Origin of the sequence: Mycobacterium sp. E2699 (genome assembly GCF_001666745.1) — a bacterium.
In the GTDB taxonomy this organism is placed as follows: domain Bacteria; phylum Actinomycetota; class Actinomycetes; order Mycobacteriales; family Mycobacteriaceae; genus Mycobacterium.
In genome coordinates this window covers 83,641-97,966 of sequence record NZ_LZJH01000084.1, presented here as the reverse complement: position 1 = coordinate 97,966, position 14,326 = coordinate 83,641, and the positions used below count along the sequence as shown (strand labels likewise).

The following is a 14,326-nucleotide window of genomic DNA, read 5'->3' as shown; positions in this document are numbered from 1 at the left end:
CGGCGTCGACCCCACCGATGCGACGCGCGGTCTGGCCGATTGCGCCCCCGCCCGGCAGGGCTGCCCGGTCGCGGCCGCGCCGGCCTACTCCGCGGGCAACGGGATCGTGGTGATCGGCGTCTGGCAGCCGGGCGCACCGGCGGCGGGCCTGGTCGGGCTGAAGTACCACGCCGGCCAGTCCCCGCTGCTGAGCCGGGAATGGACCAGCGACGCGGTGGGCGGCGGCGTCATCGCCAGCCCGGTGTTGTCCGCCGACGGGTCGACCGTCTACGTCAACGGCCGCGACCAACGGCTGTGGGCCCTACACGCCCCCGACGGGAAGCCGAAATGGTCTGCGCCCCTTGGCTTTCTGGCGCAAACACCGCCCGCGGTCACCCCACAGGGGCTGATCGTGTCGGGCGGCGGGCCCGACACCCGGCTGGCGGCGTTCAAGGACGCCGGCGATCACGCCGACGCGGTCTGGCGCCGCGACGACGTCACGCCGCTGTCGTCGTCGAGCCTGGCCGGCGGCGGCGTCGGCTACGCGGTGGTCACCGGCCCGAGTGCCAATGGCGCGCCCGGCATGTCGGTGCTGGCCTTCGATCCCGGCAACGGCCACACCCTGGGTAGCTACCCGCTGCCCGCGGCCACCGGCTATCCCGTCGGCGCGGCGGTCGGCAACGATCGCCGGGTGGTGGTCGCCACCAGCGACGGCCAGGTCTACAGCTTCAGCCCGGCATGAGCACGCGCCGCCCGGCGGACGTGGTCGCCACAGTCGGCCTGCTGATCGTCCACGGGTTCTTGCTGGGCGCGACGGTGGTGCTGCTGGAGTTGCTCGTCATGGTCACCGACCCGTGCGGCTCGGTGCGCTGCGGCAACCCGGCCTGGATCGACCGGGCCATGATGCTGGGGATCTGGGGCGGCGCCACGGTCCTCATCGCAGACGTTGCGGTCTGCGTTTATCTGCTCGTCCGGCACCGGACCGCCTTCTTCGTGCCGATCATCGGCTGCGCGGCGCAGGTCGCGCTGGCGCTCGGCGCCGCGGCGATGGAGTGGCAGGCCGGGCCGGTCTGAGCCCGGGACCTGCACGCTGCGCTAGATGGCCAGCGGCGGAATGGCGTTGCGGGGCACCTGGGCCTGGGCCGGTCCGGCAAACGCGGGAAGCATCTCGCCCGGAGCGAAGTAGAAGATCAACTGGTCGTCGGTGATGGCGAAGTTCTGATAGTGCGACGGGTCGAGCCCGTTGGACGGCAATATCGCCGCGCCGAACGGGTTCTGGCGGTTCAGGTCGCGCTGCACCAGCGGGAAGATGCTGTCCAGCGGGGTCGTGCCCGGCGCGAACAGGTTGTCGAAGGTGATGGGCTGCTTGCTGCCGAGGTTGTAGTTGAACGCCTTGTACCAGGTGGACGTACGTGACCCGCCGACGTCCTGGAAGAACTTCAGCACGACGCTGCGGGTGTTGTGCGGCGGCTGGCCGGCGGTGTGCTGCTCGGTGGTGGCCTCCATCTGGTAGGGCTGGTCGCGGGGCCCGGACCCCTGCGCCACGTTGATGAACCCGTCGCGATTCTGCGTGATGTAGTCGGTCAGCGCCTGCTCGTCGGGATAGTCGGCGGGAAACGTCATGTTGAGTGTGTACATGGGGCCGCTGGCGTGCACGTGACACATCTGCCCGGCCTCGACGGTGCCGCCCAGGCCCGCGCACGACGGCGGCTCGGCGGCCGACCGAGGGGCCGCCGGCCAACCCAGCATGACCGCGGCGCACAGCACCGCGGCCGCTATCGGGTAACGCATCGTCGAATTGTCCTCGCAGATCAGGGCGGGGCGCCTACCAGAATGACCGCAGCCAGCCTACCCGCGCGTCAGCGGGAGGGACGGCAGACGAAGGCCGTCGCGCGACCGCCGGCCCCGGAGCCGATGCGGGCGATGACGACCGACAGCGGCCGGTCGCCGCGCGGCCGCAGGCGTCCGCGCAACGCGTCGGGGTCCACGCGCACCCCGCGGACGAGGATTTCCAGCGCGCCGCAGCCCAGCGCCGCCAGGGCCTGCCTCAGCCGGCGCTCGTCGAACGCCAGCTGCTCGAGAACCTCGAAGCCGCGCACGCCCGGCGGCAGCCGCTCCCCCGACAGGTAGGCGATGTCGGGGTCTAGTTGCCACAGCCCGTGGCGCGCCCCGTAGTGGCGCACCAGGCCGGCCCGGACCACGGCGCCGTCGGGGTCGACGATCCAGCGCCCCGCCGGTCGCACCCTGCACTCGTCCGGTTCGTTGTCGGTGACCTGTTCGCCGCGATCCAGCACGCTCGCCCGCCGGCGCACCCCCGGCCCCGCCAGGCCGGTCGACCACAGGCACGCCTCCCGGACCGACCCGCGATACGACGTCACCTCGATCTCGCCGTCGAATCCGAGGCGCCGCAACCGCTCGAAATCGATTCCGGGGGAACACTTCACGGCGAAATCGCGGTCCCGGTTGGTGTCGAGCAATCGACCGAGGCCGGGCTGGTAGTCGTCGACGTGGAAGCGCCGCCGCCCGCCGTCACGGCGCCCCGGGTCGGCGAGCACCACCGCGTCGCGGGTCACCGGGTGCAGCGCGTCGGCGCGGCAGAGGTCGGCCGCCGGCCCCAGGTTGTGGCGGGCCATCGCGAGGCGCACCGGGTCGATGTCGCTGCCCACGGCGCGGCTCCCGAAGCGGCGCAGCGCGGCCAGTTCGGTGCCGATCGAGCAGGTCGCGTCGTGCACCGGCACGCCGGCCTGCGCGAGCCGGGCGGCCCGGTGCAGCGCCACCGGCGCCGCGGTGGCCTGCTGCAGCGCCTCGTCGGTGAACAACCACTCCGACACGTCACCGAGCTCGCCCAGCTTGTCGGCCGCGCGGCGGCGCAGCAGCGTCGTCTCCACCAGCGCCGGTGCCCGGTCGCCGAACCGGGCGCGCGCGGCCGCGACGTCCGCGATCCTGGTGGCTTCGCTCAGCTCGAGTTCGCCGACGAAGTCCAGCGCCGCGGCCCCCGATTCCGACCGCAGGTAGCTGACGTCGTCGCTGCTGAATTGCAGCCCCGCACTCAGGAGGGTTTGACCCCGGTGACCATCACGTTGTAGAACCACCCCTTGGGCACCAGGTGCCGCGACACGTTGGCATCCAGCCAGCTCAGCGCCTTCCAGCTGTTGAACGCGAAGTGCGCCCAGCCCCAGCCCAGCCGCCCCGGCGGGACCGCGCATTCGAACGTGCGCAGCGGCCAGCCCAGCATCGCGGCGGTGAACTCCACGGTGGCGGTCCGCACGTCGACCGCGCCGGCGTTGCCGGCCATGCGCTCCAGGTCTTCGGGCGCGAAGGTGTGCAGGTCGACCAGCGCCTCCAGCGCGGCGGCGCGCGAGGACTCGTCCAGCTCCGCCTGCGGGCGGCGCCAGCCGGTCAGGCCCGGCAACCGGGTGACGTTGGTGACGACCCGCCAGGTCAGCGTCGAGAGAGCGCGCGCGTAGACCTCGCCGGCGTTGCTCGGCTCGCCGGCGAACACGAATCGGCCGCCGGGGCGCAACACCCGGACCACCTCGCGCAGCGATAGCTCGACGTCGGGGATGTGGTGCAGCACGGCGTGCCCGACGACCAGGTCGAACGTGTTGTCCTCGTACGGGATGCCCTCGGCGTCGGCCACGCGGCCGTCGATGTCCAGCCCGAGCGATTGGCCGTTGCGGGTGGCGACCTTGACCATGCCGGGCGACAGGTCGGTGACCGACCCGCGCCGGGCCACCCCGGATTGGATCAGGTTGAGCAGGAAAAATCCTGTGCCGCAACCCAATTCGAGGGCACGGTCGTAGGGCAGCTCGGCGATGGCGTCCTCGGGGACGACGCCGTCGAAGCAGTCCCTGGCGTAGTCGATGCAGCGCTGATCGTAGGAGATCGACCACTTCTCGTCGTAGGTCTCGGCCTCCCAGTCGTGGTAGAGCACCTGGGCGAGCTTGCTGTCGTGCCGCGCCGCTTCCACCTGCTCGGCGGTGGCGTGCGGGTTGGGAACGGCGTCGCCTGGGAGATCGGTACTCGTCGTCATGAACGGCAGCCTAATCGGCTTGCGGTGGCGGGCCGAAAACGGCATTGATTCCCGCCTTGGCGGCGGCGAGCGCGCCGCGCGGCCCCTCCAGAAAGCGGCGCGCCCAGGCCGCGGCGGCGTCGTAGACGTCGTCGGGGGCCACCATCTCGTCGATCAGCCCCAGCGCCAGGGCCTCCTCGGCGTCGAAGAAGCGCCCGCTGAACACCAGCTCTTTGGCCCTGCTCGCCCCGGCGATGCGGGCCAGGCGCGCCATTCCCCCGCCGCCCGGGACCAGGCCGGCCAGGATCTCGGTGGCGCCGAACTTGACGTTGTCGCCGCTGACCCGCCAGTCGGCCGCCAGCGCCAGCGTGAGGCCCGCGCCCAGCGCGTAGCCGGTGATCGCGGCCACCGTCGGCTTCGGGATCGCCGCCACGGCGTCGACGGCCTCGCGGCGCACCCGGGCCGCGGCGTCGGCCTCCGGCGCGGTCAGCGTCCGCAGCTCGGGCAGGTCGTCGCCGGCGGAGAAGATCTCGTGGCCGCCGAACAGGATGACGGCGGCGACGTCGTCGCGCCGCCCCAGCTCGTCGGCCGCGGACACGATCTCGCGGTAGACCTGCCGGGTCATCGCGTTCGTGGGCGGCCGCGAGACGAGCAGCATCGCCAGCCCGGCGTCGCGCGTCCCGTCGCTGACGACGACGCTGACGAACTCCCTCAATGCCGCCATCCCATCCCGCCCGCCTCGCGGGCCTGGTGGTAGCGGTCGGAGTCGAAGAACTCGAAAACCCAGTTGTCGCCCTGGATTTCGAGGTGCGGCTGCACCGGGACGATCTGGCGCTCGACGGCCAGCACGTCGGCGACGGTGCGACCGGCCAGCGAGTCGAGTTGCGTCCAGGTCGGCGGCAGCAGGAAGCAGCGGCCGGCGGCGAAGTCGTCGATGGCGGCCTGCGGCGTCGTCCAGCCGGCGCGGTCGGACTCGGTGTTGTGCCCGTCCGCCCGCTGCCCTTCGGGCAGCGCCCCCACGAAGAAATAGGTGTCGTAGCGGCGGGTGCGCTCGGCCTCCGGGGTCACCCAGTTGGCCCACGGCCGCAGCAAATCGGAACGCAGCTCCAGGTTTTCGCGGCGCAGGAAGTCGGCGAAGGACAGCGTCCCCTCGGCCAGCGCGCGGCGCGCGTCGCCGTACACCGAGGCGTCGCCGACGATACCGTCCGGATCACCGGCCGGCCCGGCGAACAGCACGCCCGATTCCTCGAACGTCTCGCGGGCGGCGGCGCAGACCAGCGCCTCGGCCAGGTCGGGCTCGATGCCGAACCGCTGCGCCCACCACCCCGGCGGCGGGCCGGCCCACGCGATATCGGCGTTGCGGCGGCCGACATCGACGCCCCCGCCGGGAAACACCATCGTCCCGGCGGCGAACTCCATCTTGGCGTGCCGGCGCATCAGGAACACCGCGATACCCTCGGGGTCGTCGCGGACCAGCATCACGGTCGCGGCCGGGCGGGGCACCAGGGGCGGCGGATCCGGCGGGGAAGTCGGGGAAGTCGGGGAAGTCATAGTTGCCTCCGGTGGGCTGCGCGGGTGCGGACGCGGCGGGCGAAGTACCGCCCGTCGGCGACGTCGAGGGCGATGGACTGACCGAACGCGGCCGACAGGTTCTCGGCGGTCAGCACGTCGGGCAGCAGGCCGGCGGCCACCACCTTGGCCTCCGACAGCAGCATGCAGTGGCTGAAGCCGGGCGGAACCTCCTCCACGTGATGCGTGACCAACACCAGCGCGGGCGCGTCGGGGTCGGCCGCCAGGTCGGCCAGCCGGGCCACCAACTCCTCCCGGCCGCCCAGGTCCAGGCCGGCCGCCGGTTCGTCGAGCAGCAGCAGTTCGGGGTCGGTCATCAGCGCCCGCGCGATCAGCACCCGCTTGCGCTCCCCCTCCGACAGCGTGCCGTAGGTGCGGTCCGCGAGGTGTTCGGCGCCAAGGCTTTCCAGCATGTCGACGGCCCGCTGGTAGTCGACGTCCTCGTAGCGCTCCCGCCACCGGCCCAGCACCGCATAGCCCGCCGACACGACGAGGTCGCGCACCAGCTCGTCGGTCGGCACGCGCTGCGCCAGGGCCGACGAGCTCAGGCCGATCCGCGAGCGCAACTCGGACATGTCGACCCGCCCGAGCCGCTCGCCGAGGACGAACGCCACGCCCGACGACGGGTGCTCGCTGGCCGCGGCGATGCGCAACAGCGACGTCTTGCCGGCGCCGTTGGGCCCGATGATCACCCAGCGCTCGTCGAGTTCCACCGCCCAATCCAGCGGCCCGACCAGGACGCGTCCGTCGCGCTGCAGCGACACGTTCCTGAAGTCGATCAGCAGATCGGGGTCGGCTGCCTCACTTCCGTTTTCGGGCACCGAACCATCGTGCCGTACCGCGCCCCCCGAATACCCGCCGGGTGTCCCTCCCGCGAACAGACGCAAAAGCCCCCATTTCGCGCCGAAATTGGGGGCTTTTGCGTCTGGTCGGGCACCTACTCCGGCGGGATCTCCACCCGGCGCAACTGGCCGTCGACCGCGTCGGCGGCCTCGATCTCCGCCCGCGTCACGCCCAGCAGGAACAGCACCGTGTCCAGGTAGGGGTGGCTCAGCGACGCGTCGGCCACCGCACGCAACGCCGGCTTGGCGTTGAACGCCACGCCCAGGCCGGCCGCGGCCAGCATGTCGATGTCGTTGGCGCCGTCGCCGACCGCGACGGTCTGCGCCATCGGCACCCCGGCCTGCTCGGCGAATTCCCGAAGGGCCGCCGCCTTGCCGGCCCGATCGACGATCGGCCCGAGAACCCGGCCCGTGAGTTTCCCGTCGACAATCTCCAGCTCGTTGGCGGCGACGTAGTCCAGCATCAGCTCGCGCGCCAGCGGCTCGATGATCCGCCGGAACCCGCCGGAAACCACGCCGCAGTGAAAACCCAAGCGCCGCAACGTCCGAATCGTCGTGCGGGCGCCGGGCATCAGTTCCAGCTGGTCGGCCACCTCGTCGATCACCGTGGCCGGCAGGCCCTCCAGCGTCGCCACCCGCTGCTCGAGCGACTGCGCGAAGTCCAGCTCGCCCCGCATCGCGGCCTCGGTGATCGCGGCGACCGCTCCCTGGGCGCCGGCGCGGGCGGCGAGCATCTCGATGACCTCGCCCTGCACCAGCGTGGAATCGACGTCGAACACGACGAGCCTCTTGGCGCGCCGTTCCAGGCTGTACTCCTCGACCGCGACGTCGACGCCCTCGTCGGCGGCCACCCGGGTCAGCGTGTTGCGCAGCGACCCGTCGGCCAGCGGCGGCGCCGACACCCGCAGCTCCAGGCCGGTGACGGGATAGTCGGAGACGCCGCGGATCAGGTCGATGTTGACGCCGAGCGCCGCCAGCTCGCGGGCCACCGCGCCGAACGCGCGGGCCGTGATCGGCCGGCCCAGCACGAAGATGGTGTGGGTCGACGGGTCCCGGATGATGGGCACGTCTTCGCTGCGTTCGATGCTGACGTCGAGGCCCAGCCCGCGGACGGCTGATTCGACGTCGGCGCCCAACACGCCGCCGTCGGCGACCTCCGGTGAGCAGCACAGCAGCACACCCAGTGTGAGGCGCCCGCGGATCACCACCTGTTCGACGTTGAGCAACTCCACCCCGTGCCGCGACAGCACCTCGAACAGCGCCGACGTCACGCCCGGCTGATCCACGCCGGTGACGGTGATCAGCACCGACACCTTGAGTGGTGGGTTCACTCCCGGCAGCCGCCGCTACTGGTCGGCGGTCGAGCGATCGGGTTCGGTCCGCGGACCGAATCCCTTCGGCGACTCGAGCGCCGTCGCGTGGCGCCCCACGTGCGCCTCGGCGCGCAACCGCTCCACCATGTGCGGGTAGTGCAACTCGAAAGCCGGTCGCTCCGAACGGATCCGGGGCAGCTCGGTGAAGTTGTGCCGCGGCGGCGGGCAGCTGGTCGCCCACTCCAGCGAGTTGCCGTAGCCCCACGGGTCGTCGACCGTCACGACCTCGCCGTACCGCCAGCTCTTGAAGACGTTCCACACGAACGGGAACATCGACGCGCCCAGGATGAAGGCACCGATCGTCGAGACGACGTTCAGGGTCGTGAAGCCGTCGGTGGGCAGGTAGTCGGCGTAACGCCGCGGCATGCCCTCGTCGCCCAGCCAGTGCTGCACCAGGAAGGTGGTGTGGAAGCCGATGAACGTGAGCCAGAAGTGCAACTTGCCCAGCCGCTCGTCGAGCAGCCGGCCGGTCATCTTCGGGAACCAGAAGTAGATGCCGGCGAACGTGGAGAACACGATCGTGCCGAACAGCACGTAGTGGAAGTGCGCGACGACGAAGTAGCTGTCGCTGACGTGGAAGTCCAGCGGCGGGCTGGCCAGCAGCACTCCGGTCAGGCCGCCCAGCAGGAAGGTCACCAGGAAGCCCAGCGAGAAGAGCATGGGTGTCTCAAAGGTCAACTGGCCCTTCCACATCGTGCCTATCCAGTTGAAGAACTTGATCCCGGTCGGCACCGCGATCAGATACGTCATGAACGAAAAGAACGGCAGCAGAACGGCTCCGGTGGCGAACATGTGGTGCGCCCACACCGCCACCGACAGCGCGGCGATCGACAACGTGGCATACACCAGCGTGGTGTAACCGAAGATCGGCTTGCGGGCGAACACCGGGAAGATTTCGCTGACGATGCCGAAGAACGGCAGCGCGATGATGTACACCTCGGGGTGGCCGAAGAACCAGAACAGGTGCTGCCACAAGATGACTCCGCCGTTGGCCGGGTCGTAGACGTGCGCCCCCAGGTGGCGGTCGGCGGCCAGCCCGAACAGCGCCGCCGTCAGCAACGGGAACGCGATCAGCACCAGGATGGAGGTCACCAGGATGTTCCAGGTGAAGATCGGCATCCGGAACATCGTCATGCCGGGGGCGCGCATGCAGACCACGGTGGTGATCATGTTGACCGCGCCCAGGATGGTTCCCAGCCCGGCGACCGCCAGACCCATGATCCACAGGTCACCGCCGGCGCCGGGCGAGTGGATGGCGTCGCTCAGCGGGGTGTAGGCGGTCCAGCCGAAATCGGCCGCACCGCCCGGCGTGATGAAGCCGGCCATGCCCAGCGTCGCCCCGAACAGGAACAGCCAGAACGAGAAGGCGTTCAGCCGCGGAAACGCGACGTCGGGAGCCCCGATCTGCAGCGGCAGCACCAGGTTGGCGAAGCCGAATACGATCGGCGTGGCATAGAACAGCAGCATGATCGTGCCGTGCATGGTGAACAGCTGGTTGTACTGCTCGTTCGACAGGAATTGCAGGCCCGGCGCCGCCAACTCGGTGCGCATGAACAGCGCCAGCAGCCCACCGATGAAGAAGAAGATGAAGCAGGCGACGCAGTACATGATGCCGATCATCTTGTGATCGGTCGTGGTGATCAGCTTGTAGACCAGGTTCCCTTTGGGACCCGTCCGGGCCGGGTACGGACGGACGGCCTCGAGTTCTCCCAGCGGGGGGGCTTCGGCTGTCAACAGCTCCTCCAAACATCGTCGGTCACGGCCCGAACCAGTATTGACTTCGAATCTTAGCCTCCGGACAAGTCGTCGTCAGGGGCAGTCCTACAAACTGTCGTAAAAGGCTGCGGGGTCGCCGGATGTTAGCGTCGGACCCGTGCCGGGGAGGCGATCGATCGTGGCGGCGGCCGCCCTGGCGGCCGCGGTCCTGGCCTGCGCCGGATGCGGTTCGGAAGGCTCCAAGGCCTCGGCGCGATCGCTCGTCACTCCCACCACACAGATCGCCGGAGCCGGCGTGTTGGGCAACGACCGCAAGCCCGACGAGTCGTGCGCGCGCGACGCCGCCGCGGCCGATCCGGGGCCACCGACGCGGCAGGCCCGCAACGCGGCGGGCATCACCCCCGACACGGTCGCGGTACCCGCGGAGCCGCAGCGCATCGTGGTGCTCTCCGGCGACCAGCTCGACACCCTGTGCGCGCTCGGCCTGCAATCGCGGGTGGTCGCCGCCGCGCTGCCCGACGGGGCCTCGAGCCAGCCCGCCTATCTGGGCAACGCGGTCCACGGCCTGCCCGGCGCGGGCACCCGCACCAACCCCGACCTGGGGGCCATCGCCGCGGCCCACCCGGACCTCATCCTGGGCTCGGAGGGGTTGACCCCGAGGCTGTACCCGCAGCTCGCGGCCATCGCCCCCACGGTGTTCACGGCGGCGCCCGGCGCCGCCTGGCAGGACAACCTGCGCGCCGTGGGCGCCGCCACCGCGCGCACCGCGGCCACCGACGCGCTGATCAGCGGCTTCACCCAGCGGGCCACCCAGATCGGGACCAGCCACGACGCGTCCCACTTCCAGGCGTCGATCGTGCAGCTGACGACCAGCGCCATCCGGGTCTACGGGGCCAACAACTTCCCGGCCAGCGTGCTCGGCGCGGTCGGGGTGGACCGCCCGGCCGCCCAGCGGTTCACCGACAAGCCCTACATCGAGATTCCCGCCACCGACGCCGAACTCGGCAAGAACCCGGACCTGTCGGCCGCCGACGCCGACGTGGTCTACGTGTCGTGCGCCACCCCGGCCGCCGCGGACCGCGCCGCCGCCGTGCTGGACAGCAACCCCTGGCGCAAGCTGTCGGCCAATCACGACAACCGGGTCTACGTGGTCAACGACGAGGTGTGGCAGACCGGCGAGGGCCTGATCGCGGCCCGCGGCATCGTCGACGACCTGCGCCTGCTGAACGCGCCGATCAACTAGCCGTCCTAAGCTGGCACGCGGGGCGCCACCCGCCAAGTGGCCCGAGAACGTTACCTTAGCTAAACTTCTTTACGACGCAATCGAGATCAAAGAGGGATATTTCATGAGCACAGTTTCGGCGTACGCCGCCACCTCGCCGACGGCACCGCTGACCAAGACCACCATCGAACGTCGCGACCCCGGCCCGCACGACGTCGTGATCGACATCAAGTTCGCCGGCATCTGCCACTCCGACATCCACACCGCCAAAGGCGAGTGGGGCACCCCGAATTACCCCGTGGTCGTGGGCCACGAGATCGCCGGCGTCGTGACCGAGGTGGGTTCCGAGGTCACCAAATACCGGGTGGGCGACCACGTCGGCGTGGGCTGCATGGTCAATTCCTGCGGTGAGTGCAGCAGCTGCCAGGCCGGACTCGAGCAGTACTGCAAACGGGGCGCGATCTTCACCTACAACTCCACCGACAAGGACGGCACGCCGACGCAGGGCGGCTACAGCCAGGCGATCGTCGTCGACGAGAACTTCGTCCTGCGCATCCCCGACTCGCTGCCGCTGGACAAGGCGGCGCCGCTGCTGTGCGCCGGCATCACGCTGTTCTCCCCGCTGCGGCACTGGAAGGCCGGGCCGGGCACCCGCCTGGCGATCATCGGCCTGGGCGGCCTGGGGCACATGGGCGTGAAGCTGGGCGCCGCGATGGGCGCCGAGGTGAGCGTGCTGTCCCAGTCGCTGAAGAAGATGGAGGACGGGCTGCGGCTCGGTGCCGGCAACTACTACGCGACGGCCGACCCGGACACCTTCAAGAAGCTGCGCGGCAGCTTCGACCTGATCCTCAACACCGTCTCGGCGAACCTGCCGCTCGACGACTATCTCAATCTGCTCGACGTCGACGGGACCCTCGTCGAGCTCGGGATCCCCGAGCACCCGATGGAGACCCACGCGTTCGCGTTGGCGCTCATGCGGCGCAGCCTGTCCGGCTCCAACATCGGCGGCATCGCCGAGACGCAGGAGATGCTGGACTTCTGCGCCGAGCACGACGTGACGCCCGAGATCGAGCTGATCGAGCCCGACTACATCAACGAGGCCTACGAGCGGGTGCTCGCCAGCGACGTGCGCTACCGCTTCGTGATCGACATCTCGAAGCTATGACGGGGTTTTCGACACGCCCTGGCAGGCAACCTCTTCGGCCGCCTCGGCGTGGTCGTCACCCGGGCATACCTCGCTGACGTCGATGCCGGCCAGCGGCCAGCCGGCCGCGGCCAGCGTCGCGGCCACCCGGATGATGTCCTCCCGACCGGGGTCGTGGTGGGTGGTCTGGGAGATGAACTCCTCGATCTCGTCGCGGCTGACTGAACCGTCGCCCTCGGCCTTGTGCTTCGAGACGATGTTGTGCACCACTTCGTCGAGCTGATCCTGGGTCAGTGGCGTGCTCTTGAGCAGGGCGAACAATGCGACCTGGTCCGGCCCGGGGACGCCCTGCGGGTACCCGACGTCCAGCCAACGGATCACTGACCGGAGAAACTTGGCGTGCTTGTGGTTCTCGTGGGTTGAAGTCACGTCATAAGTCTCACGTCGGCGCGCTCGCGGGGCGTCGCGGCCGACCCACAATTCATGCGCCGTTCACGACGGCGTCAGAAGTCGCAGTCCTCGGTAGCACGGCCCGCCGCGGCCCTCGCGTCCGCGCCTGCTCATCGGCTGTTCTCGTCACGCGAGGCTTGGATCGCCAAGTTGTCGAGCAACTGCCGGCCGTCCGGGGTGCGCAGCACGGGCAACAACGCGGAGACCACACCGGCGGCGGTGAGGGCGAGGCGGACCAGACCGTCGGGCGCCCTGTCCGCGTCGCGCAGCACCTCGTACTCGGCGCTCGGATCTCCCGAATGTTGTGCCATGGCCATCCGAGCCACCAGCCGATTGTCACAGTCCAGGCCGATCTCGTCGTCGGCGGACGCCAAGGTCAGGGTTTCGCCGATCTCCGCGACTTCTTCCGGTTCGCAGAGCTGAGCCATCAGTTGCCACAGGATGGAGATGGTGGCGCGGATCAACTGTGGCAGCCGACCAGCCGGGATGACTTCATCGTCGACGATGACGCGCATGCCCGCCACGTCGCCGCGCTCGCCATGCCGGATGAGCGCCAATGCGCGACGGAAGTCTGCCGCACCCACGCTGTCGTCACTGCTCATTCCCCACATCCTGCCCGACCTGGGCTTGGCCGCAGCGCCGCGAGCGAGCTACGGCCGTCAGACGTCAGGGCGACGGCCTCGCCGATCACGCACCGCGAGCCGGAGCCGGCGAGGAAGTGGCGCTTCGCGTCGGACGGCCGTTGCCCGGCCCGGCCACCCGGCTTTCGTGGCGAGCCTGGTTCCCGCCGCTGCGTTTGGCGGCGTACATCGCGCGGTCGGCGATCGCGATCAGCTCCTCGATGCCGGCGTGGCTCTCGCGACCGCCGAACGATGTCAACTCGGCGCTGGCGGTGCCGATGCTCGCCGTCATCTTCGGGGAAAGGCCGGTCAGGGCAGCGCAAATCCGCGCCGCCAGCGGTGCTATCTCGGAAGTCGCGCACGTCAGCGCGATGAGGAACTCTTCGCCGCCGGCGCGACAGATGACGGCGTCGGGAGGCGTGTGCTCGATCAGCAGCCCGCTCACCGCCCGGAGCGCGTCATCACCGACGGAATGTCCGTGGGTGTCGTTGATGCGTTTGAAGTTGTCGAGATCGAGCATCACCACAGTCAGATGCGTGTGCGCGCGGGACGGGTCCGCGAGCCGATTGCCGACCGTCTCGACGAATGCGCGCCGGTTCAGCAGACCGGTGAGCGCGTCCTCCTCCGAGCGCTGCGCGTACCCCCCCATTGCCTGCGACAGGCCCCAAGCACCAAGCAGCACAGACGCATTGACGAAGGTGATCAGCCAGAACGCCGCTATCGCCGCGGCGATGCCGACGTGGCCGGCCAGGCGCGCCACCGCCGCCAGCGCGACCGCGACAGCCACCGCCGAGTGGAACACCACGACCTTTCGACGGTGAAATATTGCGCTGTAGGCCCCGGTGACCGTCGTGGCGGTACAGGCCAGGACGGAGAGGGCCGCGGTGGGCTGGACCAAGCTCCACCCGCCGACCAACAGCACGCCAACGGCGGCGGCGGCCTCTGACTGCCGTCGCGTTGGAAAACGCATCAGCCAGAAAGCGGTCATGCCGATGGTGAACGCGGCGGTGAGGCCGCCCATGACCACCGCAGCCTCGCTCTGCCGGTGCTGGCTGAACAACACGGTCAACGGCGGCAGCGCCGCCGCCGCGCAGACAACAGCCATGATCCGCTGTGCGGCCCGTAACCGTCCCCGCTGACGCAGAAACGCCTTGATCCACTCGTACTTGTCAGGCCTATTAGGCCAATACCTCGGCCGGGACATCCGTCGGCGAACCCCCCAAAAAAGCGTTGCTGCGCACAGCGAGAGAAAGCGGTAGGAACAGTGGGCCCGACGTCATGAGTAGACCAGATAAAGAAGGGCAAAAGTCTGTTTTACTCAGATTTAATTGACTTCTTCCCCGTGGGTTGTCAGGCCCCGCGGCGGGTCTTCGATCGCCGCTTCGCTGACAACCGCAGC

The 14,326-nt window shown here is 70.0% G+C and carries 14 protein-coding genes and 1 pseudogene; 4 read left to right on the top strand and 11 right to left on the bottom strand.

All coding sequences use genetic code 11. The annotated features are described in order from the left end of the window. A partial coding sequence (locus tag A5696_RS14680; protein ID WP_156738399.1) for a PQQ-binding-like beta-propeller repeat protein occupies positions 1 to 721 on the top strand: 721 nt, incomplete at its 5' end. After that, positions 718 to 1,053 (top strand): hypothetical protein, encoded by a 336-nt coding sequence (locus A5696_RS14675; protein WP_067879975.1) that lies wholly within the window; start codon positions 718 to 720, stop codon positions 1,051 to 1,053. The genes A5696_RS14680 and A5696_RS14675, both read left to right, overlap by 4 nt. Positions 1,054 to 1,074: 21 nt before the next feature. Here A5696_RS14675 and A5696_RS14670 read toward each other — a convergent pair whose 3' ends face one another. The 8 genes and pseudogenes from A5696_RS14670 to ctaD all read right to left on the bottom strand — a co-directional run bounded on the left by A5696_RS14670 (position 1,075) and on the right by ctaD (position 9,509). Beyond that, positions 1,075 to 1,770 (bottom strand): esterase, encoded by a 696-nt coding sequence (locus A5696_RS14670; protein WP_067879972.1) that lies wholly within the window; start codon positions 1,768 to 1,770, stop codon positions 1,075 to 1,077. A 68-nt stretch (positions 1,771 to 1,838) separates the two neighbouring features. Beyond that, positions 1,839 to 3,071 carry a class I SAM-dependent methyltransferase gene (locus tag A5696_RS14665; protein ID WP_231964333.1) on the bottom strand — a complete coding sequence of 411 codons (1,233 nt, stop codon included), beginning with the start codon at positions 3,069 to 3,071 and terminating at the stop codon, positions 1,839 to 1,841. After that, positions 3,029 to 4,012 carry a class I SAM-dependent methyltransferase gene (locus A5696_RS14660; protein WP_067879968.1) on the bottom strand — a complete coding sequence of 328 codons (984 nt, stop codon included), beginning with the start codon at positions 4,010 to 4,012 and terminating at the stop codon, positions 3,029 to 3,031. The genes A5696_RS14665 and A5696_RS14660 overlap by 43 nt, the downstream gene beginning before the upstream one ends. Positions 4,013 to 4,034: 22 nt before the next feature. Next, positions 4,035 to 4,706, bottom strand: a pseudogene (locus A5696_RS14655) (enoyl-CoA hydratase); the annotation flags it as partial. Further along, positions 4,703 to 5,542 (bottom strand): NUDIX hydrolase, encoded by an 840-nt coding sequence (locus A5696_RS14650; protein WP_067879966.1) that lies wholly within the window; start codon positions 5,540 to 5,542, stop codon positions 4,703 to 4,705. The pseudogene A5696_RS14655 and the gene A5696_RS14650, both read right to left, overlap by 4 nt. Continuing rightward, positions 5,539 to 6,381 carry an ABC transporter ATP-binding protein gene (locus A5696_RS14645; protein WP_067879963.1) on the bottom strand — a complete coding sequence of 281 codons (843 nt, stop codon included), beginning with the start codon at positions 6,379 to 6,381 and terminating at the stop codon, positions 5,539 to 5,541. The genes A5696_RS14650 and A5696_RS14645 overlap by 4 nt, the downstream gene beginning before the upstream one ends. Positions 6,382 to 6,497: 116 nt before the next feature. After that, complete coding sequence (gene serB, locus A5696_RS14640) at positions 6,498 to 7,733, bottom strand: phosphoserine phosphatase SerB (RefSeq protein ID WP_067879951.1); 1,236 nt, start codon at positions 7,731 to 7,733, stop codon at positions 6,498 to 6,500. A gap of 15 nt (positions 7,734 to 7,748) precedes the next feature. Then, positions 7,749 to 9,509 carry a cytochrome c oxidase subunit I gene (gene ctaD, locus A5696_RS14635; protein WP_067880009.1) on the bottom strand — a complete coding sequence of 587 codons (1,761 nt, stop codon included), beginning with the start codon at positions 9,507 to 9,509 and terminating at the stop codon, positions 7,749 to 7,751. A gap of 139 nt (positions 9,510 to 9,648) precedes the next feature. Here ctaD and A5696_RS14630 point away from each other — a divergent pair, with 139 nt between their 5' ends. Both A5696_RS14630 and A5696_RS14625 read left to right on the top strand, forming a co-directional pair. Then, positions 9,649 to 10,734 (top strand): iron-siderophore ABC transporter substrate-binding protein, encoded by a 1,086-nt coding sequence (locus A5696_RS14630; protein WP_067879948.1) that lies wholly within the window; start codon positions 9,649 to 9,651, stop codon positions 10,732 to 10,734. A gap of 103 nt (positions 10,735 to 10,837) precedes the next feature. Next, on the top strand, positions 10,838 to 11,878 hold the full coding sequence (locus tag A5696_RS14625) for an NAD(P)-dependent alcohol dehydrogenase (RefSeq protein WP_067879945.1): 1,041 nt from the start codon (positions 10,838 to 10,840) through the stop codon (positions 11,876 to 11,878). Here A5696_RS14625 and A5696_RS14620 read toward each other — a convergent pair. The 3 genes from A5696_RS14620 to A5696_RS14610 all read right to left on the bottom strand — a co-directional run bounded on the left by A5696_RS14620 (position 11,873) and on the right by A5696_RS14610 (position 14,032). Then, positions 11,873 to 12,286 carry a DUF3349 domain-containing protein gene (locus tag A5696_RS14620; protein ID WP_067879942.1) on the bottom strand — a complete coding sequence of 138 codons (414 nt, stop codon included), beginning with the start codon at positions 12,284 to 12,286 and terminating at the stop codon, positions 11,873 to 11,875. The two genes, A5696_RS14625 and A5696_RS14620, sit on opposite strands and share 6 nt — an antisense overlap. Positions 12,287 to 12,417: 131 nt before the next feature. Further along, a complete protein-coding gene (locus tag A5696_RS14615; protein ID WP_067879939.1) occupies positions 12,418 to 12,909 on the bottom strand; it encodes a hypothetical protein in 492 nt (163 codons plus the stop codon). A gap of 85 nt (positions 12,910 to 12,994) precedes the next feature. Next, positions 12,995 to 14,032 (bottom strand): diguanylate cyclase, encoded by a 1,038-nt coding sequence (locus A5696_RS14610; RefSeq protein ID WP_197516982.1) that lies wholly within the window; start codon positions 14,030 to 14,032, stop codon positions 12,995 to 12,997. Between the last annotated feature and the right edge of the window lie 294 nt (positions 14,033 to 14,326).

Excerpts from the sequence above, each read along its gene's own strand:
- A5696_RS14675 (WP_067879975.1), top strand. The coding sequence starts at position 718 with ATGAGCACGCGCCGCCCGGCGGACGTGGTCGCCACAGTCGGCCTGCTG.
- A5696_RS14670 (WP_067879972.1), bottom strand. The coding sequence starts at position 1,770 with ATGCGTTACCCGATAGCGGCCGCGGTGCTGTGCGCCGCGGTCATGCTG.
- A5696_RS14660 (WP_067879968.1), bottom strand. The coding sequence starts at position 4,012 with ATGACGACGAGTACCGATCTCCCAGGCGACGCCGTTCCCAACCCGCAC.
- A5696_RS14650 (WP_067879966.1), bottom strand. The coding sequence starts at position 5,542 with ATGACTTCCCCGACTTCCCCGACTTCCCCGCCGGATCCGCCGCCCCTG.
- A5696_RS14625 (WP_067879945.1), top strand. The coding sequence starts at position 10,838 with ATGAGCACAGTTTCGGCGTACGCCGCCACCTCGCCGACGGCACCGCTG.
- A5696_RS14615 (WP_067879939.1), bottom strand. The coding sequence starts at position 12,909 with ATGAGCAGTGACGACAGCGTGGGTGCGGCAGACTTCCGTCGCGCATTG.
- A5696_RS14610 (WP_197516982.1), bottom strand. The coding sequence starts at position 14,032 with ATGGCTGTTGTCTGCGCGGCGGCGGCGCTGCCGCCGTTGACCGTGTTG.